This window comes from Sulfurimonas hongkongensis, assembly GCF_000445475.1.
In the GTDB taxonomy this organism is placed as follows: domain Bacteria; phylum Campylobacterota; class Campylobacteria; order Campylobacterales; family Sulfurimonadaceae; genus Sulfurimonas; species Sulfurimonas hongkongensis.
In genome coordinates this window covers 177,075-201,681 of the sequence record NZ_AUPZ01000004.1, presented here as the reverse complement: position 1 = coordinate 201,681, position 24,607 = coordinate 177,075, and the positions used below count along the sequence as shown (strand labels likewise).

28 protein-coding genes are annotated in these 24,607 nt (G+C 34.3%); 14 read left to right on the top strand and 14 right to left on the bottom strand.

The window, feature by feature from the left end; genetic code table 11:
- Nucleotides 1–7 precede the first annotated feature (7 nt).
- Complete coding sequence (locus M947_RS15795; RefSeq protein ID WP_021287033.1) at nt 8–1,096, top strand: hypothetical protein; 1,089 nt, start codon at nt 8–10, stop codon at nt 1,094–1,096.
- Nucleotides 1,097–1,372: 276 nt separating this feature from the next.
- On the opposite strand, the gene ilvC is transcribed toward M947_RS15795, so the two are convergent.
- The gene (gene ilvC, locus M947_RS15790; RefSeq protein ID WP_021287032.1) at nt 1,373–2,395 is read right to left on the bottom strand and encodes a ketol-acid reductoisomerase; all 1,023 of its coding nucleotides are present in this window, start codon (nt 2,393–2,395) and stop codon (nt 1,373–1,375) included.
- Nucleotides 2,396–2,509: 114 nt separating this feature from the next.
- On the opposite strand from ilvC, the gene M947_RS15785 reads away from it, so the two are divergent.
- Nucleotides 2,510–3,127 (top strand): hypothetical protein, encoded by a 618-nt coding sequence (locus M947_RS15785; protein ID WP_021287031.1) that lies wholly within the window; start codon nt 2,510–2,512, stop codon nt 3,125–3,127.
- On the opposite strand, the gene ruvX is transcribed toward M947_RS15785, so the two are convergent.
- From ruvX to rpmH, 7 genes are read right to left on the bottom strand one after another with little or no spacing between them, the layout of a single operon-like run.
- Entirely contained in the window at nt 3,117–3,512 is a 396-nt protein-coding gene (ruvX, locus tag M947_RS15780) for a Holliday junction resolvase RuvX (protein ID WP_021287030.1), read from the bottom strand. The two genes, M947_RS15785 and ruvX, sit on opposite strands and share 11 nt — an antisense overlap.
- A gap of 40 nt (nt 3,513–3,552) precedes the next feature.
- Entirely contained in the window at nt 3,553–4,896 is a 1,344-nt protein-coding gene (gene mnmE, locus M947_RS15775; protein ID WP_174349082.1) for a tRNA uridine-5-carboxymethylaminomethyl(34) synthesis GTPase MnmE, read from the bottom strand.
- Nucleotides 4,893–5,783: a Jag N-terminal domain-containing protein gene (locus M947_RS15770; RefSeq protein ID WP_021287028.1), complete on the bottom strand. Its 891-nt coding sequence runs from the start codon at nt 5,781–5,783 to the stop codon at nt 4,893–4,895. The genes mnmE and M947_RS15770 overlap by 4 nt, the downstream gene beginning before the upstream one ends.
- Entirely contained in the window at nt 5,776–7,404 is a 1,629-nt protein-coding gene (gene yidC / locus M947_RS15765) for a membrane protein insertase YidC (protein ID WP_040765925.1), read from the bottom strand. Before yidC ends, M947_RS15770 begins: the two co-directional genes overlap by 8 nt.
- A 35-nt stretch (nt 7,405–7,439) precedes the next feature.
- Entirely contained in the window at nt 7,440–7,766 is a 327-nt protein-coding gene (yidD, locus tag M947_RS15760; RefSeq protein WP_021287026.1) for a membrane protein insertion efficiency factor YidD, read from the bottom strand.
- Nucleotides 7,763–8,104, bottom strand: coding sequence for a ribonuclease P protein component (gene rnpA, locus M947_RS23345; RefSeq protein ID WP_071779280.1), 342 nt, complete (start codon nt 8,102–8,104; stop codon nt 7,763–7,765). The genes yidD and rnpA overlap by 4 nt, the downstream gene beginning before the upstream one ends.
- Entirely contained in the window at nt 8,101–8,235 is a 135-nt protein-coding gene (gene rpmH / locus M947_RS15755) for a 50S ribosomal protein L34 (protein ID WP_021287024.1), read from the bottom strand. The genes rnpA and rpmH overlap by 4 nt, the downstream gene beginning before the upstream one ends.
- Before the next feature lie 168 nt (nt 8,236–8,403).
- On the opposite strand from rpmH, the gene M947_RS15750 reads away from it, so the two are divergent.
- Nucleotides 8,404–10,017, top strand: a complete 1,614-nt coding sequence (locus M947_RS15750; protein WP_021287023.1) for an EAL domain-containing protein — start codon at nt 8,404–8,406, stop codon at nt 10,015–10,017.
- On the opposite strand, the gene M947_RS0111875 is transcribed toward M947_RS15750, so the two are convergent.
- Nucleotides 10,006–10,359 carry a hypothetical protein gene (locus tag M947_RS0111875; RefSeq protein ID WP_031347877.1) on the bottom strand — a complete coding sequence of 118 codons (354 nt, stop codon included), beginning with the start codon at nt 10,357–10,359 and terminating at the stop codon, nt 10,006–10,008. The genes M947_RS15750 and M947_RS0111875 overlap by 12 nt on opposite strands.
- Before the next feature lie 2 nt (nt 10,360–10,361).
- Nucleotides 10,362–12,950, bottom strand: coding sequence for an ATP-dependent Clp protease ATP-binding subunit (locus M947_RS15745; RefSeq protein ID WP_021287021.1), 2,589 nt, complete (start codon nt 12,948–12,950; stop codon nt 10,362–10,364).
- A gap of 162 nt (nt 12,951–13,112) precedes the next feature.
- On the opposite strand from M947_RS15745, the gene M947_RS15740 reads away from it, so the two are divergent.
- The gene (locus tag M947_RS15740) at nt 13,113–13,790 is read left to right on the top strand and encodes a nitroreductase (protein ID WP_021287020.1); all 678 of its coding nucleotides are present in this window, start codon (nt 13,113–13,115) and stop codon (nt 13,788–13,790) included.
- A gap of 78 nt (nt 13,791–13,868) precedes the next feature.
- Here the strand turns inward: M947_RS15740 and M947_RS15735 are convergent, their stop codons facing one another.
- Nucleotides 13,869–14,738, bottom strand: coding sequence for a pyridoxal-phosphate dependent enzyme (locus M947_RS15735; protein ID WP_021287019.1), 870 nt, complete (start codon nt 14,736–14,738; stop codon nt 13,869–13,871).
- Between the two features lie 6 nt (nt 14,739–14,744).
- Entirely contained in the window at nt 14,745–15,572 is an 828-nt protein-coding gene (locus M947_RS15730; RefSeq protein WP_021287018.1) for a peptidylprolyl isomerase, read from the bottom strand.
- A gap of 173 nt (nt 15,573–15,745) precedes the next feature.
- Here M947_RS15730 and nth point away from each other — a divergent pair, with 173 nt between their 5' ends.
- Nucleotides 15,746–16,387 carry an endonuclease III gene (gene nth, locus M947_RS15725; RefSeq protein WP_031347876.1) on the top strand — a complete coding sequence of 214 codons (642 nt, stop codon included), beginning with the start codon at nt 15,746–15,748 and terminating at the stop codon, nt 16,385–16,387.
- A gap of 47 nt (nt 16,388–16,434) precedes the next feature.
- On the top strand, nt 16,435–16,668 hold the full coding sequence (locus tag M947_RS15720; protein ID WP_021287016.1) for a hypothetical protein: 234 nt from the start codon (nt 16,435–16,437) through the stop codon (nt 16,666–16,668).
- 28 nt (nt 16,669–16,696) lie between these two features.
- On the opposite strand, the gene cmoA is transcribed toward M947_RS15720, so the two are convergent.
- Nucleotides 16,697–17,404, bottom strand: coding sequence for a carboxy-S-adenosyl-L-methionine synthase CmoA (gene cmoA, locus M947_RS15715; RefSeq protein ID WP_021287015.1), 708 nt, complete (start codon nt 17,402–17,404; stop codon nt 16,697–16,699).
- A 52-nt stretch (nt 17,405–17,456) separates the two neighbouring features.
- On the opposite strand from cmoA, the gene M947_RS15710 reads away from it, so the two are divergent.
- Entirely contained in the window at nt 17,457–17,804 is a 348-nt protein-coding gene (locus tag M947_RS15710) for a hypothetical protein (protein ID WP_021287014.1), read from the top strand.
- Between the two features lie 22 nt (nt 17,805–17,826).
- Here the strand turns inward: M947_RS15710 and fbaA are convergent, their stop codons facing one another.
- Nucleotides 17,827–18,906: a class II fructose-bisphosphate aldolase gene (gene fbaA, locus M947_RS15705; protein ID WP_021287013.1), complete on the bottom strand. Its 1,080-nt coding sequence runs from the start codon at nt 18,904–18,906 to the stop codon at nt 17,827–17,829.
- Between the two features lie 162 nt (nt 18,907–19,068).
- Here fbaA and M947_RS15700 point away from each other — a divergent pair, with 162 nt between their 5' ends.
- The 7 genes from M947_RS15700 (at nt 19,069) to M947_RS15670 (ending at nt 24,571) form a co-directional block, all read left to right on the top strand.
- A complete protein-coding gene (locus M947_RS15700; RefSeq protein ID WP_021287012.1) occupies nt 19,069–19,734 on the top strand; it encodes a hypothetical protein in 666 nt (221 codons plus the stop codon).
- A gap of 15 nt (nt 19,735–19,749) precedes the next feature.
- Nucleotides 19,750–21,423, top strand: a complete 1,674-nt coding sequence (locus M947_RS15695) for a flagellar assembly protein A (protein ID WP_021287011.1) — start codon at nt 19,750–19,752, stop codon at nt 21,421–21,423.
- Between the two features lie 209 nt (nt 21,424–21,632).
- Entirely contained in the window at nt 21,633–21,878 is a 246-nt protein-coding gene (locus M947_RS15690) for a helix-turn-helix domain-containing protein (protein WP_021287010.1), read from the top strand.
- The gene (locus M947_RS15685; RefSeq protein ID WP_021287009.1) at nt 21,879–22,112 is read left to right on the top strand and encodes a hypothetical protein; all 234 of its coding nucleotides are present in this window, start codon (nt 21,879–21,881) and stop codon (nt 22,110–22,112) included.
- Between the two features lie 97 nt (nt 22,113–22,209).
- Entirely contained in the window at nt 22,210–22,494 is a 285-nt protein-coding gene (locus M947_RS15680; RefSeq protein ID WP_021287008.1) for an HU family DNA-binding protein, read from the top strand.
- A 45-nt stretch (nt 22,495–22,539) separates the two neighbouring features.
- The gene (locus tag M947_RS15675) at nt 22,540–24,039 is read left to right on the top strand and encodes a hypothetical protein (RefSeq protein WP_031347874.1); all 1,500 of its coding nucleotides are present in this window, start codon (nt 22,540–22,542) and stop codon (nt 24,037–24,039) included.
- Nucleotides 24,032–24,571: a peptidylprolyl isomerase gene (locus tag M947_RS15670; protein WP_021287006.1), complete on the top strand. Its 540-nt coding sequence runs from the start codon at nt 24,032–24,034 to the stop codon at nt 24,569–24,571. Before M947_RS15675 ends, M947_RS15670 begins: the two co-directional genes overlap by 8 nt.
- The last annotated feature ends 36 nt before the right edge of the window (nt 24,572–24,607 follow it).

Genomic DNA, 24,607 nt, shown 5'->3' with positions numbered 1-24,607 from the left:
GTTTAAAATGGCCAGACTTTTTATATTTGTTCTAATTTTTTTAACAAATTTATTCGCTGAGTCAAAAGAGAATAACTCTAGCACAAAAGCAGAGGCTTTAAAAGCTACTGTAAATGAAGAGTCCCCTTTATATGAAAAACTTTTATCTTTAGATTATATTCAAAGCAGTATCTCAAAAAAAGTATTGATTTTTTCAAATAGGCTAGATCATAGTTTAACAAATAATATAGAAGATGATGCCAACGCTTCTACTAAAGAAGCATCTTCGCTTTACGGGATTGTAAATCTTTATGATAATTTTTTTAAAGATGAAACCTATTTAAGCACTACAAATAAAAGTTATATTCGTTTAAGATTGGGTGCAGAACTAAATGCTGAGGAAGGGTTTGAATATTTTAACAATATTCGAGTAAGCTTAAGGCTCCCTAAAACAGAAAAAGCACTATACTTTTTTGTAGGTGATGAGACAGATGAGGAAACAAGAACTATAAATAAAGTTGATGAAGATAAACCTACAAGTATAGGTATAAAATATGTACTTGACAATCTAGATATACTCGATGCAAGTCTATTTGGTGGATTTCGAGGTATTTCCAACCCTTTTATAAAATTACGTTTTCAGTACCCAATAGCTTTTGAACATTTACTATTTAGACCTGTACAATATATAGAATACTCTCTTGAAGATGAGTTTAAAGAAGAGACACAATTTTATTTTGACCATAGACTAGAAAATAGAGTGGACTTAATGCGCTTATCATTAAAAAGATACACAAAAACATATCTCAAAGGTATGAATTACTCCGCTCAATTATCTTATATAAGCACTCTAAAGCACTCCATAGGCTTTCAAGTATACGCCTTAGCTCAAGGGCAAACAAAGATTCAAACAACTCAACCTGCCAATATAAAGTACAATGTAACCCCGACAAAGGGTATCTACAATTATAGTACTGGTATTGTTTGGAGACAACAATTATTTAAAAAATACCTCTTTTATGAACTACAACCACTCGTAGAATTTGACCAACAATATAATTATAGTGCCAATTATATATTTCGTGCTCACATAGAGCTCTATTTTGGTAATATTTAACTCACAAGGGCAAAACTTATAAACTTATAATGAAAAAGACCATTAGTTAGCGTTCCTAAAAGCACCACCATCAAAAGCACTGACAATTTTAAAGTCTTACACATTTTAAAAACGAGGTTTTAACCTCGTAGATAAGGTTTAAAAGTTACTTACCAAAAATTGTAAAAATATAAATTTATTGAAAAACTAAAAGAGTGATGTAACTTCAAGGATTCTAGCGATGAAGCGCACTGCTGCGCGTGAAGAGTGTAACGACGCAGAAGTTGCGTCGTTATTTTAGTTTTTGTCTTGGTTTACTATCTTATTTGCAGATATCCACGGCATCATTTCACGAAGCTTATTACCAGTTTTAGTAATCAACATCTCTTTGTCATTGTTACGCTCAGCATTCATGCGAGGATAACCAGCTTGACCTTCAAGAATAAAGTCTTTTGCAAATCTACCATCTTGAATCTCTGTTAATATGTCACGCATAGCTTGCTTACTCTCGGCATTGATAACACGTTTGCCTGAAACATAGTCCCCATACTCAGCAGTATTAGAGATTGAGTATCTCATATCAGCGATTCCGCCTTCAAACATCAAGTCAACGATTAGTTTAAGTTCATGTAAACACTCAAAGTATGCAAGCTCAGGAGCATAACCAGCCTCAGTTAGTGTCTCAAAACCAGCTTGAACTAAAGCCGCTGTACCGCCACAAAGAACAGCTTGCTCACCAAACAAGTCTGTCTCTGTCTCATCTTTAAAAGTAGTCTCAATAATTGCAGTCCTACCACCACCAATAGCTGATGCATATGAAAGTGCTAACTCTTTAGTTCTACCACTTGGATCTTGTCCAACAGCAATTAGATCTGGGATACCACCACCACGAACAAACTCACTTCTTACAGTATGCCCTGGAGCTTTTGGTGCTATCATAGTAACATTGATATTAGCAGCTGGAATAATACGACCATAGTGAATGTTAAAACCGTGACCAAAAGCGATAGTAGCACCATCTTTTAAGTTTGGAGCGATTTCATTAGCATAAATCTCCGATTGGTTCTCATCTGGAAGAAGAATCATAATCACATCAGATACTTTTGTAGCCTCAGCAACAGTTAGAACTTCAAAGCCTTTAGCCTCAGCTTTTGCCCATGAAGAGCCACCTTTACGAAGTCCTACACATACTTCAACGCCACTATCTCTTAAGTTTTCAGCGTGAGCGTGTCCTTGAGAACCAAAACCAATCATTGCTACTTTTTTGCCCTTAATTAGTTCGATATTACAATCTTTGTCGTAGTAAACATTTAATGCCATTATTTTTCCTTCTCTTAATATTAAGCCTTGCTGCTCAATCATTTTTTCGCATTATACTAAAATAAAGCAAAAACTTTTATAATACTCCTCATATTTACAAACAAAGGGCTAAAGATGAAAAAATTCAACCTATTTAAAGAGATAATCACAGTAGATAAAAGTGCTCTACTAAATGCTATAAACTCTTCTAAAATCTTTGCTATAGACATTTATGGAGAGATAAAAGAGGCACCATTTAACAACAAAGAGATACTAATATATCAAGGACAACCTGAAAAAGTGCACAAGATTGAGAATGCCTTAGGAAAAAATTATCAATTAGTAGAAGATAGAGATAGAGTTTTGATAAAGGCCTTTGCAAATTGGCAAGAGCTAATAGGGCTAAATACACCTCGCGCATCTTATGATGATACAACTGCTGATGGCGTAGCTGAGTTTTCAAGCTCCGCACTTGAAGATATTGGTTGGCATGCTACTGAGTTTAATATTAGTTATAGAGCCTTAGTTGAAGTCTTAGAAGAGAGATGCGAAGGCATTATGTATTGTATAGAACAAGAAGATCCATATCAGTTTAGTGGGCTTGGATTTTTAAGTGATGATGCAGAGGCAAAAGAGGTTCTCTTTAAATATTGTCAAGAACATATAAAGGAGTTACTAGAAAATGACCCTGACTTTAAAAGAGATGAACTAACTAGTGATGAGCTAGAAGCTGCAGAGTTTTTTAATCTTTAAGTGTGCGAAGATATCTTTGCAGTATTATCATAGCTGAGATGGAGTCTATGCGTCCATCTCGGATCTGTTTCATCTCGCCTCTGATAATATACTCTGCTTCTTTAGAACTTCCAGCTTCATCTTGAAAAAAAATTTCACCTTCAAAATCTACTAAATTCATAAAATGTTCTATTCGTCTTCGCATCTCAGCTTCACTACTTCCACCAAGAGGGATACCAATAACTACTGCGTCTATTTCCCACTCTTTTAAAGCTTTTTTAACTTCACAAGATGCTTGATTTCTATTTTTTCTAATAATTGCAGGTAGTGGAGTGACTATATCTTTATGTGCACAATATGCTAAACCTATCCTTTTAAGTCCTAAATCAATAGCAATATATTTCATTTATTCTTCTTTAATTTGTAAAGCGCTTTTATAAATAAGTCTATTTTCCTAAACAAAAAGAGCCAAACATCTTATCTAATATCTCATCATTTTCAAATGGTCTCGTTATTGAGGAGACCTCCTTTATAGCCTCATTTAGATGAAAAGAGAATATCTCAAGCTCTTGATCTAGCAGAGGTTCTCGTGCCTCATGGATGTTACTTAGCGTGTTTTGTACAGCTGATACTTGTCTTTGAGAGATAAGCATAATCTCATCAGAGATATTGCTTTTATCCATAATACTCTTTAGTGCATCTATAAGTGAGACTACACTATCTTTTGAGTTTAACTCCAAGTCAAACTCTCTCTCTTTTAGCTCAAAGAGGCTCTCTAAATCTATCTTGTTTTTAACAAACAGAACCTCTTTATCTTTTGCGTGTTTGTTTATCAAAGAGAGTATCTGCTTATCTTCTGAGTCCATAACTCTTGAACCATCAAAGAGTGCTATAACAATATCTGAATCTTCTATAGCCTCAAGTGACCTCTCTATTCCTATGCGTTCTATCTCATCGCTTGACTCTCGTATGCCAGCAGTATCTACAATGCGGATAAGATGCGATCCAACCCTTACCTGCTCTTCTATGGTATCTCTTGTAGTTCCTGCGATATCGCTAACTATAGCTCTATTGTAGTTTAGAAGCGAGTTTAGAAGTGAGCTTTTACCAACATTTGGTTTTCCAACGATGGCTACCTTAAAGCCTTGCATCAAGCCCTCTCTTGACTTTGATGCTATAAGAGTTGACTCAAGTGATGATTCAAGTTTACTTAGTTTATTCTCGATTTGACTTATCAAATCTTGTGGCAAATCTTCTTCTGCATAGTCTATACTAACTTCTGAGTAGGCAAGTATATGGATTATTTCATCTCGGATATTTTCTATATACTCTTTGAGCGAACCTTTCATCTGGCGAGCTAAAATCTTTGCCCCGTCTTCGCTCTTAGCTTCTATAAGTCCAGCTATCGCTTCTGCTTCACTTAAATCTATACGACCATTAAAAAAAGCTCTTTTAGAAAACTCTCCAGCATTGGCAAGTCTAGCTCCAGCATCAAGAGTAGCCTTTAGTATACTTTGTGCCACAATATAGCCACCATGACACTGAATCTCTACAACATCCTCAGCAGTAAAAGAGTATGGAGCTTTAAAGTATATGATAATGGACTCATCTATAAGAGTATTTTGTGCATCGTAGAGTGTGCTTAAGGTTGCATATCTTGGGGAAAAATCTTGCTTTTTGCTTAACTTTTTTGCAATACTCAAAGCACTATCGCCACTTATACGAATAATTGCGATAGAGCCTATGCCATTAGCTGTAGCTATGGCACTTATTGTATCAGTTTGCATTATGAAGTGTGATAGTCATTTATAATGATATATTTGAGTCCATCACGAGTGGAGCGTATAGCTACATATTTATCAGGATATATCTCTCTTAACTCTCTTAGAGCGATCTGCACTAACACGCCATCAAGCACTTTAGTTTGAGCTCTTCCATCTCTCTCTACGCTCTCTTTTACACCATTTAAGTATCTTGAGATGGACTCTTCTTGATTTTTCAAAAACTCTGCAATTTCAAGGCGAAGTTGGAGTTGATATTTTGTGTTTATCCAGTTAAATATCATGTATGAGAGTGCCTTATATCTATAGCCCTCTTTTCCGATAAGAAGTGCTGCATCTTCACCTTTAAACTCAACTAGAAGGGTATTTTCATCATAAACACTAACCTCTATCTCGTCTATTTCAAAACAGATATATTTAAAGAGTTTGTTTATATCTTTTTGAACACTCTTTGCTATCTCTACACTTGATGGTATCTCATTATTCTCATCATACTCATCATCGTAATTTGCAAGATATGATTCTATATCATCATCATACTCTTCATCTTGAGTACTAACAAATGACTCAGGCATGATGGTATTATTTATGATTGTTTGGCTTGGCTTAGCTATTTTGCTTTGTTTAAATTCTTCTTTTACTTCTTGTTTTTTTAACTTAGGAGCTTTTTCTTTTTTTATCTCTTTAATTTGTTTAGCATTTGTCTCTTTTTGGCTTGGGTCAAACTTCTCACCCTCTTTTATAGCAACTATAATAGCGCTCTTTTTAAAAAGTCCTAAAAAGCCTCTAGAAGGATACTGAACAACTTCTATCTTAAGCTGTGTAACAGAACACTCCAACGAAGAAGCAGCATCTTTATACGCTTCTTCTAGAGTTCTTGACTCTATCTTAATCATCTTTTCTTCCAGTAGATTTTTTTGAGTCTTGCGCTTCTTTATGTTCTATCTTTTGTGCGTGGTCACTCGCAGCAATCTCTGCCTCTTTAGCATTTTGAAACTGTTGATTTACTATGAACTGTTGAGCTATTGAGAAGAGATTGTTTACAAACCAGTAAAGAACTAAACCTGATGGAAAAGTTAAGAAAAACAGAGTAAATATAACTGGCAAATACTTAAAGACTTTCTCTTGCAAAGGGTCTGTAAAGTTGTTTGGTGTAAGTCTTTGTTGATAATACATAGATGCACCCATTAAAATAGGTAAGATATAGTATGGGTCTTTTAGTGAAAGGTCACTAACCCACATAATCCATGGTGCACCTTGAAGCTCAACCGCATTTAAAAGTACACGATAGATTGCGAAAAACACTGGAATTTGCAGTATCATAGGCAGACAACCACCAAGTGGATTTGCATTATGTTTTTTATACATATCCATAACTGCAGCATTCATACGTTGTGGGTCACCTTTATGTTTTGCTTGAAGCTCTTTTATCTTAGGTGAAATCTCTTTGATCTTTTGCATAGAGACCATACCTTTGTATGTCAAGGGATATAAAATAGTTCTGATAATTAAAGTAAGAGCTATAATAGACCATCCCCAGTTACCAAAGATTCCATGGAGCCATGAAAGAAGCTGAAAAAGAGGCTTAGATGCAAAGGTAAACCAACCATACTCTATGGCATTTGTTAGAACTGGCTTGATATTTTTTAATACTTTGTACTCTTTTTGACCTATATATCCACTAAAACTCATGTTTTGTAGCGCATCAAAGTAGACTACAGGATTGTCCTCTCTATCTCTCTCAAGAGTTATAACTGTGTCTTTTGCAAAGTCGTACATTATGGTTGCGGAGTATTGGTCAAATGCAGAGATTAGCTCAACTCCAGTAAAGGTTTTTCTACCCTCAGCATCTCCATCTTCTACAATTGTAGCTATCTCATCATCTGTATAAACCATAGCACCTGAGACTGTCATCATCTGCTCAGTTACTTGTGGTCTTTGACCTAGATATATAAAGTATCTCTTATCTTGTGAGAGTGAAACTTTTGCATCGTAGTGTCCATCAGCATAAAAAGTTAGCTCTTTTGTCACTGTAAGTGATGATAGTTTTTGAGTTAGAGTAACTTTTTGAGGACTACCATCAAGTGCAATGTTTTCTACTGATGCACTATATGCAACTGTTTTAGATTCATTGTCTATCACCTCATCTAAAAATCTTATATAGAGTGGTTTCATTCCTGTCTCTGGGATGAGCTGGGCATGTCCGCCTTCTTTATTGTTAAACTTTGCCTGTAGAAGCTCTTTTGAACTAATGCGACCTAGCGTGTCAATTTTTAAGATAAAATCTTTGTGAGTAACTGTTGAAATAGTGTTTGAACGACCTGCTACTTCTCTAACTTCTTTAGTTATAGAGTGTCCAGTTGTAGGCTCTATTACATCTTGAGAAGCTTGAGTAGTATCTTGATGTTTTACTTTAACATCTTGCTGTGTTTTTACCACTTGTGTTTGTGGCTCCGCTGGTGGAAAAATTGCTGTATAAGCTACGAAAAAGATTATAGACGCTGCTACTGCTAGCATTAGTCTTTGATTTGGTGTCATTTTATCTAACACATTCACCCTTTAAAAGAAAAATTTTTTATTATATAAAAGCGGTTTTTTTTATCTGGAACCAGCCAATATTTTATAGAACCAACATCAAGCATCTTGGGCTTTAGAGTAAGTTTATCAAGTAAAGGATACTCTATGCCACCAATAAAGAGTTGATTACAACGCAGTATTCTAATCAAAGTGTGGTAAAAAGCACTTGAAATAGAATTATTTTCAAAATGAATTCTTGCATATTCGCTACAAGATGGGTAGTATCTACAACTTCCAAAGCCAATAAGGGTAAAAAATTTCTGATAAACCCATAGGATCTTAAGTAAAATTTTTCTTATCATCTGTTCTTTTCTAAAATGCTATTTGACTTTTGGAGAACCTTTTTAAAGTCATTTTGTAGTTGTTTATGTGATGCTTCATTGATGGCTTGCTTTGCTACAAATATATAGGTGGCATCTTTGAGTGACTCGGAGTACTGGCAAAAAAGAGACCTAAGTCTTCTCTTTGCTCTATTTCTTTTTACCGCATTTCCAATTTTCTTAGTAGCGGTAAATCCAACATTCTTAAGATTTGCTTTTGGGAGATAAAAAAGAACAAGATTCGCAGAGTGAATGCTTTTGCCTTTTTTATATATGTGCTGAAATTCTTTATGCTGCTTTAGGGTATAAAAACCGCCTATACTGACAATTTTTTACGACCTTTTGCACGACGGCGATTTATTATATTACGACCATTTTTAGTAGCCATTCTATGTCTAAAACCATGAGTTCTTTTTCTAGGTGTACTATGAGGTTGGTATGTTCTTTTCACGACATATCCTTCTTTAAAATTGAGTTTGCAATGTTACATAAAAGTTACTTAAAGTGTGTTTAAGGTTCATCCCAAGGTCATTTAACACATATTTAACAATGATATGATTATAATTGTCTATTAAAAATACAAACTACTATTATATATAAATATCTCAATGGAGAATAAGTGAACTTTAATAAAAAATTGCTAACGAGCGTCTTTATAAGCTTATTGCTCCTATCTTACTCTCTGTTTCTTAATGTAAAGAGTATAAACTTCACAGATACAATATTAAAATCAATACACGCAAAAGAACAATTGCCTACCAATATAGAGGCAAACTTAAAATCTCAAAAGTATATGCTCTATATCTCCATAACTGCCATTTCTATTTTATTGTTTGCTCTGTATAAGCTTCTATTGCGATATATAGAGACTCAAAAACGGCTTCTCCTTGGCAAAAGAAATGAAAAACATCATAAAAACATGCACTCCAAACTTCTAAAATATAGCAACGATTTAGAAAAAGAGGTGTCTAAAAAGACTGCTGAGTTAGAGCAAAACACCTATACCAACTTCCTAAGCGCTCTGCCAAATAGAAATAGGCTCCTAGAAGATTCTATGAGCTTTGAATTTAAACAGATGGCACTCTTAAATATAGACAAGTTTCAAAAATTCAATGACGTTTATGGAGAAGATATAGGAAATGTTGCACTCAAACTTAGTGCTGACTTTTTAAACTCCAAAATCAATGACAACAGCACTTTTTTATACCATATAGGTGGAGATGAGTTTGTTATCGCTGTAAAGGACTCTATAAAACTTAACAACACACTCTTTATAAACAAAATTGAAGATATTTTAAAGAGTTATAGAAGAGAGAGCTTTATATATGAGGACAAAAAGTTCAACTTTATGATGAGTGCAGGCTTAGCATTTAGCGGCTCTAAAAAGATGATGGCTTATGCTGACATGGCACTAAAAGATGCAAAAAAGAGAAATGTCGGCATATCCATATTTAACGATGATAAAGAGCTAGAAAAACTCCACAAAGAAGATATTGAGTGCCATGAAAAGCTCTCATTTGCTCTAGAGAATGACAATGTTATCTCCTATTTTCAACCTATCTCTGCTATTCAATATGCATCATTGGAGATAAAGTATGAATCTCTTGTTAGGATTAGAGATAAAGATGGAACTATTATCGCTCCTTTTAGATTTTTAGATGTTGCTAAACAAAATCGCATCTACTACAAGATTACAAAAGCTGTTATCAAAAATACTTTTGAAGCAATAACAAAATATGACATACAGTGCTCCATCAACATCTCTATGGAAGATATAGAGAATGATAGAACCTTAGAGATGCTCTATAGTAAGTTTGATGAGTTTGAGCACAATCATAATTTAACTATAGAACTACTTGAGACTGAAGAGTTTAAAGATTATAAAAGAGTTTACGATTTTTGTATGAGAGTTCGCTCTTATGGCATAAAAGTAGCTTTAGATGATTTTGGATCTGGTTATTCTAACTTCTCTCACGTTCTAAACTTACCAATAGACTACATAAAGATAGACTCTTCTCTTATCTCAAACATAGATAGGGATATTAACTCTCAAATAATGGTTTCAACTATTGTAGGCTTAGCACAAAAGCTAAAGATTCACACCATTGCAGAATTTGTCTCATCTAAAGAAATCTTAGACACTGTAAAGAGTTTAAATGTTGATTTTGCACAGGGTTATTATATAGGTAAGCCTCAAGAGATAAAGAAATATATTCCCTATCTATTTGACTAAAAAGTCTTTTAAAGAGTCACCTCTTGACTGATCATGTGGTGTAGTAGCATCAAAGAGTCTCTCATTTTGTCCAACATGGCAATCTCTACAGCCTTGGATTACATCATGTTCTCTAATATTTGGTTTATTTATTTTTGACATAGGATGACATGAAAAACAGTCATCCCCACACTCAGCCATAGCACTAGGCTCAGCAGAGTGGCAGTTTATGCAAGTTAACATCGGCTTATGTCTTTCATCTTCGTGTATAGTTGGTACTAGCTTTGGATGACAAGTCATGCAGTCACCCGTACAAGCTAGAATATTTAGCGTTAGTAATAAAAGAGTTACTATGTATTTCATACCTATAAACTCTCTATTCTCACCTCTATTTCACCATCTTTTATATCAAAATAGACTTTTGAACCCTCGCTAACTCTACCCTCAAGTATAAGCTCTGCTAGTCTATCTTCTACTATTTCATAAAGAGCACGTTTGAGCGGTCTAGCTCCATAAACAGGATCAAACCCAGCTTCTGCTATATAAGCTTTTGCCTCGTCACTAAGGTACAGCTCTATATCTCTTTGCTCAACTTTTTTGCGTATATCTTCAAAGAAAATATCAACTATGCCTATAATCTGCTCTTTTGCAAGTGCATTAAAGATAACAACATCATCGAGTCTATTTAAAAACTCTGGTTTAAACACTTGCTTTAGCTCACTCATAACCATAGCTTCTAAATCTGATGATGATGGGTTGTTTATGATTTTATCACTTGCAATATTTGAAGTCAGTATTATTATAGTGTTACTAAAATCGACCGTGACTCCTTTGTTATCAGTAAGTCTTCCATCATCTAAGACTTGTAAAAGCATATTAAAAACATCAGGGTGGGCCTTTTCTACCTCATCAAAAAGCACTACGCTATATGGCTTTCTTCTAACAGCTTCTGTAAGTTGACCACCCTCTTCATAGCCAACATATCCAGGTGCTGCACCGACCAAGCGAGATACAGCGTGTTTTTCCATATACTCACTCATATCTATTCTAATCATTGCATCTTCGCTGTCAAAGAGAAACTTTGCAAGTGTCTTTGCAGTTTGAGTCTTACCAACTCCTGTTGGACCTAAAAATAGAAAACTTCCTATGGGAGTGTTCTGGCTTGATAGCCCCGCTTTATTTCTCTTAATAGCACGAGCAACCGCATGTGTAGCTCTCTCTTGGCCAACTACATCACGATTTAGCTCCTCTTCAACATTTAAGATCTTCTCTTTATCACCTTGGAGCATCTTGTTAACTGGGATCTTTGTCCATCTAGAGATGATAGATGCTATGGCTTCTTCATCAACGCTATTTTTAAGAAGTGTTCCCTCTTCTTGCATCTTAGTCCACTTCTCATTTATCTTTTTTTCTTCTTCTAAAAGAGATGGAATCTCTCCGTACTCTATCTCTGCTGCACGGTTAAACTCTGAGTTAGACTTTGCAAGATGTGCCTCTTTTCTCTTTTTTTCAATCTCATTTTTAATCTCAGAAGTTCTCTCAAAAACCTCTTTTTCAGTTGCAAACTTAGCTTCAAGGCTTCTAACCTCTTCTCCTACATCTGCTAACTCTTTTTCAATCTCTACAAGTCTTTTTTCATTTGCAGGAGTTTTTTCCATCTTTAGAGCCTCTTGCTCTACATGAAGCTCTGAACTTCTTCTCTTTGCAGAGCCTAGTGCGTTTGGTTCAGACTCTATCTGCATCTTAAGTTCAGCTGCTGCTTCATCTATAAGGTCTATCGCTTTATCTGGTAGAAATCTATCGGCAATATATCTATCTGAGAGCCTAGCAGCTGCAACTAGGGCACTATCTGTGATGGTTACATTATGGTGAGTCTCTAGACGATCTTTTATACCTCTTAATATTTGGAGAGATTGGTTGACCGTTGGCTCATCAAGATTTATAGGTAAAAATCTTCTTTGAAGTGCCATATCTTTTTCAAAATATTTTCTATACTCTTTTAGAGTCGTAGCACCAATAGTGTGAAGCTCTCCACGGGCTAGAGCTGGTTTTAGGATATTTGCTGCATCCATACTTCCCTCACTTGCTCCAGCTCCTACAATGGTATGAATCTCATCTATAAACAAGATAACATTTGCACTTTTTTTAACCTCATCTATAACAGCTTTTAATCTATCTTCAAACTCTCCTCTATACTTCGCACCAGCAATTAGAGCACTCATATCTAGTGCTACAACTCTTTTGTTTTGAAGTGAAGTTGGAACTTTGTTATCACTTATACGTTGAGCTAAGCCCTCAACTAAAGCAGTTTTTCCAACTCCTGGTTCACCCAAAAGCATAGGATTGTTTTTCGTTTTTCTGATAAGGATCTGCATCATACGAGTTATCTCTTCATCTCGCCCTATAACAGGAGATAGTTTTCCTTCCTTTGCCTCTGCAGTTAAGTCTATACCGTACTTAGCTAAAGACTCCAAAGTCTCATCTGAGCTTTGAGAGTCTATCTTTGCTCCAGCTCTTGCAGCTTCTATAGTTTTTGCAAGTTCTGATATATCCGTATATTTTTTGAGTATGCTCGCAAATGGCTCGTTTTTTAAGTTTGCAAGCAAATATGTATCTACCGCTAAAAATTTATCGCCATTTTTTGTCATAAGTCCAGCACCATTTTCTAGTGATGAAACAAATTCTCTAGAGAGTTTGATATTTTCTTTTGTCACACTTGAAGATTTTGGAAGTTTTTCACTCATACTTCTCACATCAAGCTCTATAGCAGTTTTATCTATGTTCATCTTGTTAAACATCTGGTTTAGTACTGAGTTTGAGTTAGTTAGCATTGCCCAAAAGAAGTGCAGGCTTACAACTTCTTGATTTTTGTTGTGAAGTGCTAGCGATACTGAGGACTCTATCGCCTCTGTCATATTATGTGTTAGTTTTTCAAATATATTGTTAGTGTTCATAAATTTCTCCATTTGTAAGTTAGCAATATTATATCAAGTTGAGTGTAGTTGTGTCAAGTCTTTTTAGTCACCTCTTCTTAAAAACTCATTTAGTGATAAATTAGCTATTTTATATTATAATCAAAGTTATACTATTAAAATCTTAACTCCAAAGGATCTATTTTGCCTACAATCTTAGAAGCCATTAACGCTCGTTCATCAAAAAGAGCATATCACTCAAAGAGTGTCCCTAAAGAGATTCAAGAAAAAATCTTGAAAGCTGCTAGCATGACGCCAAGCGGAGCAAATATGCAACCGTGGATAGTTTACGCCATCAGCGATGAAAAAGTTTTAAAAAAAATAGGTGATGCAATCATTGAGAAGATGGAAACTGGGGTAAAGCATGACCAATTCATTCAATACTATCCTATCAAATGGAAAAATCCCTATAAAAAAAGACGCTTAGAGACTGGTGTGGGACTCTATACTCTGATGGATGTAGGCAGAAAAGACATCGTGAAAAGAACTAAGATGTGGCATGATAATTTTAGGTGGTTTGGAGCCTCAACTGTCTTTTTTGTATTTACTGATAAAGATCTTATAGACAATGCTCAAGGAGCTTTAATAGACTGTGGAGCTTACCTACAAAGCCTCACACTCTTGGCTCAAGAGTTCGGACTTGATACTTGTCCGCAAGGCTCTACCACAGAGTTTGGAAGGGTTGTAGCGGATGTTTTAAATACACCTGAGAGTCTTGCACTTTTATATAGTGTAGTTATTGGTTATGCAAAAGAAGATGCAAAGATAAATACATATCAACCATCTCGCGTTCCTTTAGAAGAGTATGTTACTTTTATATAATGGCTTTAAAGTTTATCAAATTTTTCGGAAGCGATGCTTCAGCTTCGCCCTTTGAACTTTGAAATTAAAACACTACTTTTAAACCCTCTCTACGAGGTTAAAACCTCGTTTCCGATATCTTGTGAGCATATTTTCATTACCACTCACACCACCACTATGAACATATAATACCTTCTCTTTAGTTTGACTCAAAAGAGCCTCCCACATAGCAGGAGCGTAGAGCAGATCAAACTCTACTCCTGTTGTGAGCAGTTTTTTATATATCTCTAAAAATTCCTTATAGGGCTTTGCAAAGTGATACTTTTTTTTAGGCTCCAGTATTATTAAGTTCTCTGGTATCTCATGTAGGGCTTGCATCTGCTCTCTTAAGTAGGCTACATCACCGATGCATGGTGTTGTATAAACTCTAAACTCTTTAAGTGCGAGTGCTAAAAAAAGTGCCGTAGTTCCAGTGCCTGATGGAGTAGCAATAGATCTTGCATCTATATTAGAGTCTCTTATCTCATCTGCTAAGACCTCTATTCCCTCTCTAGCCTCACTTACAGCTCCACCTTGATGTACTACAAACTCTCCATCATTAGTATTTAAAAAGAGTGAAGCTATATAATTTTTATATAGTATTTCGTCTACTTCTATATGATTCATACCCATCTTTATAGAGTGATAGTAGTTTCCAATACTAAGCGTTTTTTGAGTACGACTCTGTGGTTTTGTATAGTAGTCAAACTTCCAGCCTTTGTTTTTACACATAGCTGCAATGGCTAACATGGCATTTGATTGAGTTCCACCATAAGATATGATTTTGTTAAGTTTATTTGGAGGAGTTTTTAGCAGTTTGTAGAGTTTTCTGTACTTATTACCTGCTAAATATGGGTCTATAAGGTCGTCTCTCTTTACATAAAACTCTCTGCCTTCTAATTTTATATTAGAGATAGCAGAGATATTCATAAAGGTTTATTTTATAGTTGCTTTGTTTTTTAACTCTTTCATCTTCTCTTCTACAACAACTTTAAACTTTTCCATCTTTAGTCTTTGATCTATAAAAGATTTAACTTCTGTAAAAGATAGTGTTTTCTTAGCTTTTTTATCTTCAAGGTAGATAATATGGTAACCAAATTGTGTTTTTACCGGCTCAGAAATAGTTCCCGTTTTCATGCTAAAAACTTTGGCATCGAACTCTGGAACCATCTGTCCTTTAGAAAAATAGCCTAGATCTCCGCCTTTTGGTCCACTAGGTCCTGTTGACTTCTCTTTTGCAAGCTGGATAAATTTGTTTTTAAGAGCATTGCCTGAGAGTGATTTTAACTCTTTTTCTATTGCTTTTGCTTCGCTCTCTTCTTTTACTAAGATATGACGAGCGTGAACACTACTCTTTTCGTTAAACTCTTCTTTGTTGTTGTCATAGTAGTTTTTTAACTCTTTATCAGAGACACTTATTTTGTCAAACTGTTGCTTTTGCCAAACTTGAATAGCTAAATCTTTTTTAACTCTATCTTGAACTTTTGCATACTCATCTTTAAAGTCTTTGCTTTTTAAAACACCTGTTTTTTTAGCATCTTCGTAAACTAACTCTTTTGCTATGAGCTGCTCTAATACTTGTTTTCTAAACTCTGCTTGTTTATCCTCAGGAACTTGGTTAAATCTACCCTGAGTAGCATTCATAAGAGCAGTATCAACATCTTCTTGAGTGATTTTAGTTCCATTTACTGAGACTAGCGTTGTGGCAGATGCTAGCGAACCAGCTAGAAGTAGAGTAGCAACTATTTTAGTCATTTTCATCATTTATTATCCCTAAGTATTAAATCTTTTAAAATTCAATTTAGTTCATCTTTTGCACAAATGGCAAAAAATCATCTAAATCTGTTTTAGGCAAAAAGTTTATACACTTTATACTAACCATTAATAAACAAGGGTAATTTTTGGTTTATCTAACAAATTTCAGTACACTTCTTATTATGAAAAAAGCAACAAAAAAAGAGATACAACTAATCCATGAACTATTCATCCAAAGGTATAGCGATGCTGTAACCGAACTAAATTACTCAAACGCTTATGAACTAGTTATTGCAGTAGCTCTCTCAGCACAATGCACTGACAAAAGAGTAAATCTAATAACACCAAAACTATTTCAAAGATATCCAAGCCCTCAAAAGTTAGCTCTTGCATCTTTAGATGATGTAAAAGAGCTTATTAAGAGCTGTTCCTTTTTTAACAACAAGGCAAAAAACCTCATTGCAATGGCTTCAAGAGTAGTTAAAGTTTATGGTGGAGAAATTCCCATGAATGAAAAAGACCTTATAACTCTCGCTGGAGTTGGACAAAAGACTGCCAATGTTGTGATGATAGAGTACACAGGCGCAAACTTGATGGCGGTTGACACTCACGTCTTTAGAGTCTCTCATAGATTAGGACTTAGTGATGATAAAACTGCTTCAAAAACAGAAGCCACACTGGTTAAAAAGTTTAAAAATAATCTTCAAGCACTCCATCAAGGCATGGTTCTTTTTGGTCGCTATATTTGCAAGGCTCAAAATCCAAAATGTGATGAGTGTTTCTTAACTAAATTTTGTAAAACAAAAGAGACTTTTAAGGTTTAAGGCACCTTTAGAGTATTTGGTATAACAAATGCTTTATCAAAGATATGATGAAAACTATACTGCTAATAATCTTAACACTTCTTTTAACTGGATGTATGAACAAACACGGCATATCGGCAAAATACTATAGCGATTGCAAAGAGTACTACGATTTGCAAGGTTACTACCACAAAGAGTGCGGAGATGATGACTTTGTATCCTACAAAGAGATAAAGGAAACTGCATCATACTTGTTTGGGGTAGAAAAAGAAGAAAAAAAACCAAAAGGCAATGTTTGGTAGAGTAAGGAAGTAAATAAAAAAGCAATTTTCACTTTATAGCTATAAAAGTCGCAAAGTTTGCCCAACGAAAAATCACCTCGCAATGTTTAAAACCGCAATTTTTCGCCATCTTGATATTTTCGTCCTCACTATATGGCACCAAAACATTCTCTAGTGCTTCTCTTTTTTGAACTATCTCATACTCTGAGTAACCCTGCTCTTTTTTATAGTCATAGTAGCACTCTATAAGGTCTTTGTTTAGTTTTGAGTGATGGCTTATTACTTTTTCACTAAAGATAAAGATGCCATCACTCTTTAGTGAGTCATATATCTTTTTAACTAACTCTTCACGAACCAAAGGGCGGATAAACTGCAGGGTGAAGTTACTTATAAAGAGATCCGCATCCTTATAGTCATACTCTAAGATATCTGCGTTTTCAAGCTCAATACTTACTCCAAAGGCTTGTGCTTTTTTTCTAGCTTGCTCTAGCATCGCCTCTGAGTTATCAAGTCCGATAAGCCTTGCATCTACTGCTAAATCTTTTGCGATACTAATAAGTAGAGATGCAGTTGAAGATCCAAGATCATAAACAATAGACTCTTCTTTTATACTCTTTAGTGCAAAAAACTTTGTAATCTTTTGCGACTCCCCGTAAAAAGGAACACTTCGCTTGAGCATATCGTCAAAGACCGCTGCGACCTCTTCGTCAAACTCAAAATGCTTCTTTATGGGTTTTGTAAATACTTTATCATTCATAACGGAATTTTAGCTAAACTTTTAGTACTATTTCAATTTATAGGGTTATTTTATGCAACTAAGTACTTCTTCGTGGATGTTGATTTTTTTTATAGCACTGCTTGTTGTTAGCATATGGAAGATCTATGCATTTTTACCAAACAAACCATTAGTAGATGACGACACAACAAAAGAGTCCCAAGAGGAGCTTTTAAAAGTTATCCTAAAGGTGATAAAAGAGAGCCAAGGTGAGCTAAGTCGTGAAGATCTTTTTACAAGGGTAAAAGCGGATGAGACATTTGATGAGAAGAAATTTTGGAGATTTAACCAAAACAGACTAAACCAGCTCATAACTCACTACCACTTAGAAAACCCACATACTAAAAATATAGAAGATATCTACAAAGATTTAAAGGCTTAAAACCTCTAAATCTTTATATTTTTTAGTTTCTACCAATCGCATTTAAATCTTTAAATGCTTCTTCTACGCGAACTACTAAAGCCTCTTGTCCAGCTCTTTGCCATTTTCTAGGATCATAGTATTTTTTGTTTGGCTTATCTTCGCCCTCTGGGTTTCCGATCTGAGATTGTAGATAGTCTTTATATTTTTCTATATAAGCCTTTGTTCCAGACCATAGAGCCCACTGAGTATCTGTGTCAATATTCATCTTTATAACACCATAGCTGATAGCTTCACTTATATCTGACTCAGCTGAGCCTGAGCCACCATGAAATACAAAATTTACTGGTTTTGCAGATGTTTTATATTTTTCTTCTATATATTTTTGAGAGTTGTCTAAAATTTTTGGAGTCAATTGTACATTTCCCGGTTTATAAACACCATGAACATTTCCAAAAGATGCTGCTATTGTAAAGTGTGGAGATACTCTACTTAGCTCTTCATAAGCGTAAGCTACTTCTTTTGGTTGTGTATATAAAAGAGAGTTGTCAACGCTGGTATTGTCCACTCCATCTTCTTCTCCTCCGGTAACCCCAAGCTCTATCTCAATGCTCATGCCGATTTTGCTCATTCTCTCTAGGTAAGTTTTAGATATAGATATGTTCTCTTCTATACTCTCTTCTGAGAGGTCTAACATATGTGACGAATAGAGTGCTTTACCTGTATGCTTGAAGTGTTTCTCACCTGCATCTAAGAGTCCATCTATCCAGGGAAGGAGTTTTTTTGCAGCATGGTCAGTGTGCAAAATAACTGCCACACCATAAACCTCAGCCATCATGTGGACATACTTTGCTCCAGCTATTGCACCAGCTATTGCGGCCTTTTCCCCCTCATTACTAAGACCTTTTCCAGCAAAGTAAGATGCTCCACCATTACTAAACTGGATAATTACAGGTGATTTTACTTTTGTAGCCGCTTCTAAAACTCCATTGATGGAGTCAGTTGAGACAACATTTACAGCAGGGATAGCAAACCCTTGCTCTTTTGCCATGTTATAAACTTTTTGTACATCATCTCCAAAAAGGACACCTGGTTTTACGATATCTAATATGCCTTTGCTCATTGCTCTTCCTAATTTTAGATTGTAGGAGTGATTATAATATAAGCTTTATTTGAAATAACTTTCTTGTAATATTTTTATGCTAAAATGGCTAAAAATTTAGTTATATATATTTTAAACTCAACACAGATCTACACTCAATTTTTACAAGAAGGACATATTATAATGAGACTAACTATAGATGAGTATTCAAAAAGATTTAAAATGTCAAAAGAGATGATAAACTCTAAACTAAGAGAAAAAAAACTCGATTATATTATCGAAGATTCTATAACTTATATCATAGTAGATGACGCATTTAGACAGCCCGAAGAAGTAAAAAAAGAATTCTTACAAACGCAAGTGATTACAAAAGCTCCAACTAAAGCAAAAACAACTGTTGCAACTGTAATAGCACTCTACCAAAGAGAAAATGCACAACTTAAACAAAAAATCATACAACTAGAACAGAAGATAGATGGACTCATAGATGATAAAGAGCAGATGCTTCGTGATGAGATGAACAAAATAGAGCAACTCTATAACAAAAAAGATGAACAACTAAAAAATATTTTAGAACTTGTAAATGCAAAAATGATGCAAGAACAACAAGACCGCAGAGCTCATGAAGTTAAAACTCTTCAAAACAAAAACCAAAAACAAGAACAATATTCTGATATAGTTGAACTAAAAGAGTATTTAAAGAGTTTAAATATTAAATCTTATCAAAGAAAAGTTATAAAAAGAAGGTTTTTAGCTGTTTATGACAACGATATAAGAGTTCTTCATCAAGATGGAAAGTTATACTTAGATTTTTCAAAGTATGACTATAGCGACCTTCTCTCGTACTAACAAACGGAGTAGCTGATGAGCAAAGAGACACTAAAAAGTATTAAAACCAAAAACATCAAAGCTGCTATGAGTAACTTTGCAGCCCAAAATCTTACTCCCTTAAATGAGTGTGATTTTGAGATAAAAGAGACTGCAACATATATAAAAACTAGCTCTGATGATAGTTTTAGACTCTTTAATGAAAACCTTTATGAGCGTTTCGAGGATGAAGCATCTATCTTAAACAATCGCCTACAACTTAAACAGGTTCATACTATAGTACCAAAAATTTCGACAGAAGTAACCATAAAACTTCACTATACCTTAGAGCTAAGTGAATACAAAACTCATCCAAAACTCATCTTACATCCAGATTCACACATACTTTATAGAAGTTATAAACCTAGCGAGACATATGCTCTGTTAGTAAAAGAGTTTAACAAGATAAAAGCCAAAAACAACATTATCATAGGTCTCTTTGATGAGAGTATGCTAAAGACCCTCAAAGCCTTTACCAAGCATTTATATGAGGGTAAATTTATAAAAAAAGTTCGTATACCTCTTTTTGATGGGATAGAACCAGAAATTGCTAAAGCTGGAAAACTCATACTTTGGTTTGAGCAAAAAGATTTGCTTAAAAAACAAAAAGTTATAGAAGTAGAAACAAATGAAATCTTAGCAGAGTACAAAAAACCGCGCTATGCTAAGAGCGGTTTTAACTCTCTTGGAGAACATATAAATAGTAACTATTCTAATGGCTATAATGACATACAGACTCCCATCGATGAGGAGAGCATCTATATAGAAGAAGATGAACATAAAAAACTATATAGAAGTAGATGTAAAGGTTTTGTCGTACTAAATGAGAAAATCTTTGGCGTTAACAACAAACTAAAGATGAAAAAACTCTCAAGAATCGAGAGTAGCATATCAAAACAAGAAGATAATAACATAGAAGTTTTTGTGTCTCAAAGCGATACTACTAAGGATAGTATTGGCGAGGGAGTTGAGTTAAAGAGTGAGAAGATTCATGTCAATGGACACATTGGAGCAAATAGCATCTTAGAAGCTCTTGACTTACAAATAGATGGGGCCACACATAAAGACTCTATGCAGTTTGCAAAAAGTGCTATGATAAACAGACATAAGGGCACTCTGAGATGCAATAATGCAAAGGTAGCACTACTTGAAGGTGGAGTAGTAAATGCAACAAATGTAGAGATAGAAGCTTGTCTTGGTGGAACTATTTACGCTCAAAATGTAAAAATTGGGCATGTAAAGAGTAACTTAAAAGTATATGCAAGCGAATCAATAGAGATCAATCTTGTTAGTGGAGAGGATAATCTCTTTAAAATTAACTACAAAGATATTCCCATACTCAACTCAAAAGTTGAGCTTTTAAATGAAGACATTAACAAGCTAAAAGATGAACTAGAAGATGCAAAGAGACATAATATCTCTAAAGTTCAAAAAATACAAGATGAGATAAAGCTTTTAAAAGAAGAGATTGTAACTATTCAAAACTCTGCTCTAAGAGCTAAGATAACTATCCATAAACCGCTAAAGGGCTTAAACTCTATAGTATTTACTTTAGCAAACTCTCAAGAGTTAGTTTATAAAACACAAGCAAGAAAATATAAGCCTTTTTATTTAAATCTTGAAGATGATAAAATAACTCTAGAACCTGTCAAAAAATCAATCTCCCTTTAAAAAATCTAAAAACACCCTTTTATAAATGCCGCTTTAAAATATATATTTTTATAAATAATATACGCTAAACCGTATATTATACATGCTATTATGGTTTTAATAATAGTTTTATTGTATTTTTATGTCTATATAAAGTATTTTTTATACTGAATAAACTATAATATTATTTAATAAATGTATATTTAAGTATATAACCCGTATAATTTTTCATGCAAATTTATGATCTATTTAATATTCTTCATAACTCTCTAGAGTCAAAAAACAATGGCCGAAAAATATCTTTAAAAGATATGGCTGCTTCACTAGGGATACCCATGCGTACATATCAAGACTGGAAACTTGGGCGTGCGAAGCCTCAAGCAGCTAGTGTTGTTATGAAAATGTTAGGTAAATTGGATGATGATGAAATCATTAGAGCTGTTAGAAAAATAAACAAACTACAAGAGGAACGATAAATGGGTGCATTAACAAAGCAAGAGAGAGACTCCCTAGAAGAGATATTTCTCTCCATTGGAAAAAGCGATGACAAATACTCAAAATTAAAGCAATATACAGCTATAAATATCTCCAAAAACATAAGCTTTAACGCTTCTAGGCTACTAAAGATGGCTAAAGTAGGAATAAAAGGGTCGAAATTATCGCAATTTATCACACTTTTGGGTAAAAAGAAGAAAAATTTAAGCAAATAAACTATAAAGTATCCATAGCTGAATTATTTAAGCACAAGTATTTGTGGTGCTTTTGCTAAATAATCTCGGAAATCTTTATGAATCTAAGGGTAAATATATGAATAAAGCTCAATTTGTTGAACTAGTACAATCATGTGGTGAGTACAAAACTAAGGTTGAAGCAGAAGCTGCAATCAAGGCGTTTACAGAGGCTGTAACAGTGGCATTAGTAAAAAAAGAGGATGTTTCTTTAGTTGGTTTTGGTAGCTTTGCTGCAAGCCTTCAAAAAGGTAAAAGTGGTAAGGTTCCAGGAACTGATAAAACTTATACAACTCAGGATAAAATGGTTCCTAAGTTTAAAGCTGGCAAAGGTCTTAAAGACCGCGTTGCTGCTGGTAAATAACTTCTTAAAACTCATTGCTAGTAAGCGATGGGTTTTTTTCACTATATGAATATCACCTCATTTTTCTCCAATTTTAAAAAAAAACAAAAAAATCTAAAACTTCCTGACTCACTACTTATAAAGCAACTAAAAGAAATTAGTAAAAAATACAATTTTAGTCTATATAAAAACATAACAATTTATCATCATGCCAAAGATCACTTTATCCCCCTTTTAATTTTGGATAAAAAAAGAGGAATTTTTCTTTTTGAGTACAAAGAGTGGTCATATAATGATCTTAAAAATTCTACAATATCAAAAGCCTCACATCAAGATTCAAGCATGCAGAGCATTGCTTATGAAAAAACTCATGAGTTTATAAAACAAAAATTCAATGAGCTAACCCATAAAGATGGTGTACCCATCTACAACTATCTTTTGATGCAAAACTTAAATAGCGATGAGTATGAACACCTAGATAGCTCATTTAGAGAACTTCTACCTTTAAAAAAGATCCTTTTTAACGATTCTAAAGAAGAACAAATTGTTCAAAAGCTAAATGATGTTCCATGCTTAAAAAACCCAATATTAAATGAAGCTGATATTATGGGCAATCTCTTAGTACAGTATCTTATACTCTCTAAAGACAACAGCTTAAACTTAGCCACTCCATCACAGATAAAATTTATCGAATCAGATTTACAAAACATAACAACTCTAAGTGGTACTGCATTTTCTGGTAGAACAAGTTCTATACTTTTAAAGTCAATTTTAGAGGTTTTAAAAAGTCCAAAATTAAAAATTATCATTATAGAACCTACTAGACTAGCTTGTGATCTACTAAAACAAAAACTTCTACATATCATAGAGTATGCAATAATTGAGATTGATCTAAACTCTATTGAAATTATCACACCTCTAGACCTGCTAAACAGGCATCTAAGCAAACTTAAAAAACCAAAATTAGAGCTTGTTTTGCATGTTAATGAGAAGCTGATGCAAAAGAGTTTTAAGGTCGCAGATCTGATCATCTGCGACGATACAGACATACTGCCTTTAGAATTTATAGAGTATCTAAAACATATACAAAAAAACTCTTTTTTAATTTTAGTAGATACCTACGATAAATATGATTCAAGCTTTACTTTAGTTGAGTGTTTTAGAAAAACAAAACCAAAAGCTCTATTTAAAAAAGCAAACCAACATGCAAAATCTCTTCAAATCATCTCAACTCTCTTAGAAAAGTACAAAGCAAAAGAGATTTTAATAATAAGTGACAATTTAAGTAAAAAAAAGCTCTTAGATGATTTGGATGGTTTTGTAGATGAACAAGTTATTGCAGTCGATAGCTCTTTGAGTTTAGCTTCTCAAGACTTAGATGGGTTACTTTTGTGCTCATACTCTGATATAGCCTCAATGAACACTAAGATAGTTGTGCTTATGGACATAGAAGACACTTCTTTAAATCAGCTACAATACGCAGCCTCTTTAGCACAAAAGACTATTTATATTCTTTATGAACAAGAGTGCCAAAACATAAAAATACTAAAGGAAAAATATGAATAAAATCTTACTTTTAATTCTACTAATGCTAAGTATAAACCTCAGCGCAGATGAGAAAAAGCAGAGTGTAGTTTTAGAGACTACACAAGGTAAAATAGAGTTAATCATGTTTAATGACATTGCACCACTAGCAGTAAAGAACTTCACTACACATGTAAAAAATGGTTATTACAGCGGTGTAGCCTTTCACAGAATCATCAAGAACTTTATGATTCAAGGTGGAGATCCAACTGAAAGCGGTCGTGGTGGAGAGAGTATTTGGGGCAAAAGCTTCAAAGATGAGTATAAAAACAAAACCTTTAACAAGGCTGGCATTTTAGCTATGGCAAACGCTGGACCTCACACAAATGGGAGTCAGTTTTTTATAACAACCGCAAAGACTCCTTGGTTAAATGGAAGACACACAATATTTGGCGAGGCAACAAAAGAGTCGATGTCAACTATTAAAAAACTAAACAGTGTTGCGACTCTTGGCTCAAGCGGGGCAGATAGACCTATAGAGCGTCAAGAGATTATAAAAGCATATTTAAAATAGAGTTTCGTAATCCTCATGTAACCCAAATAAAGGTAT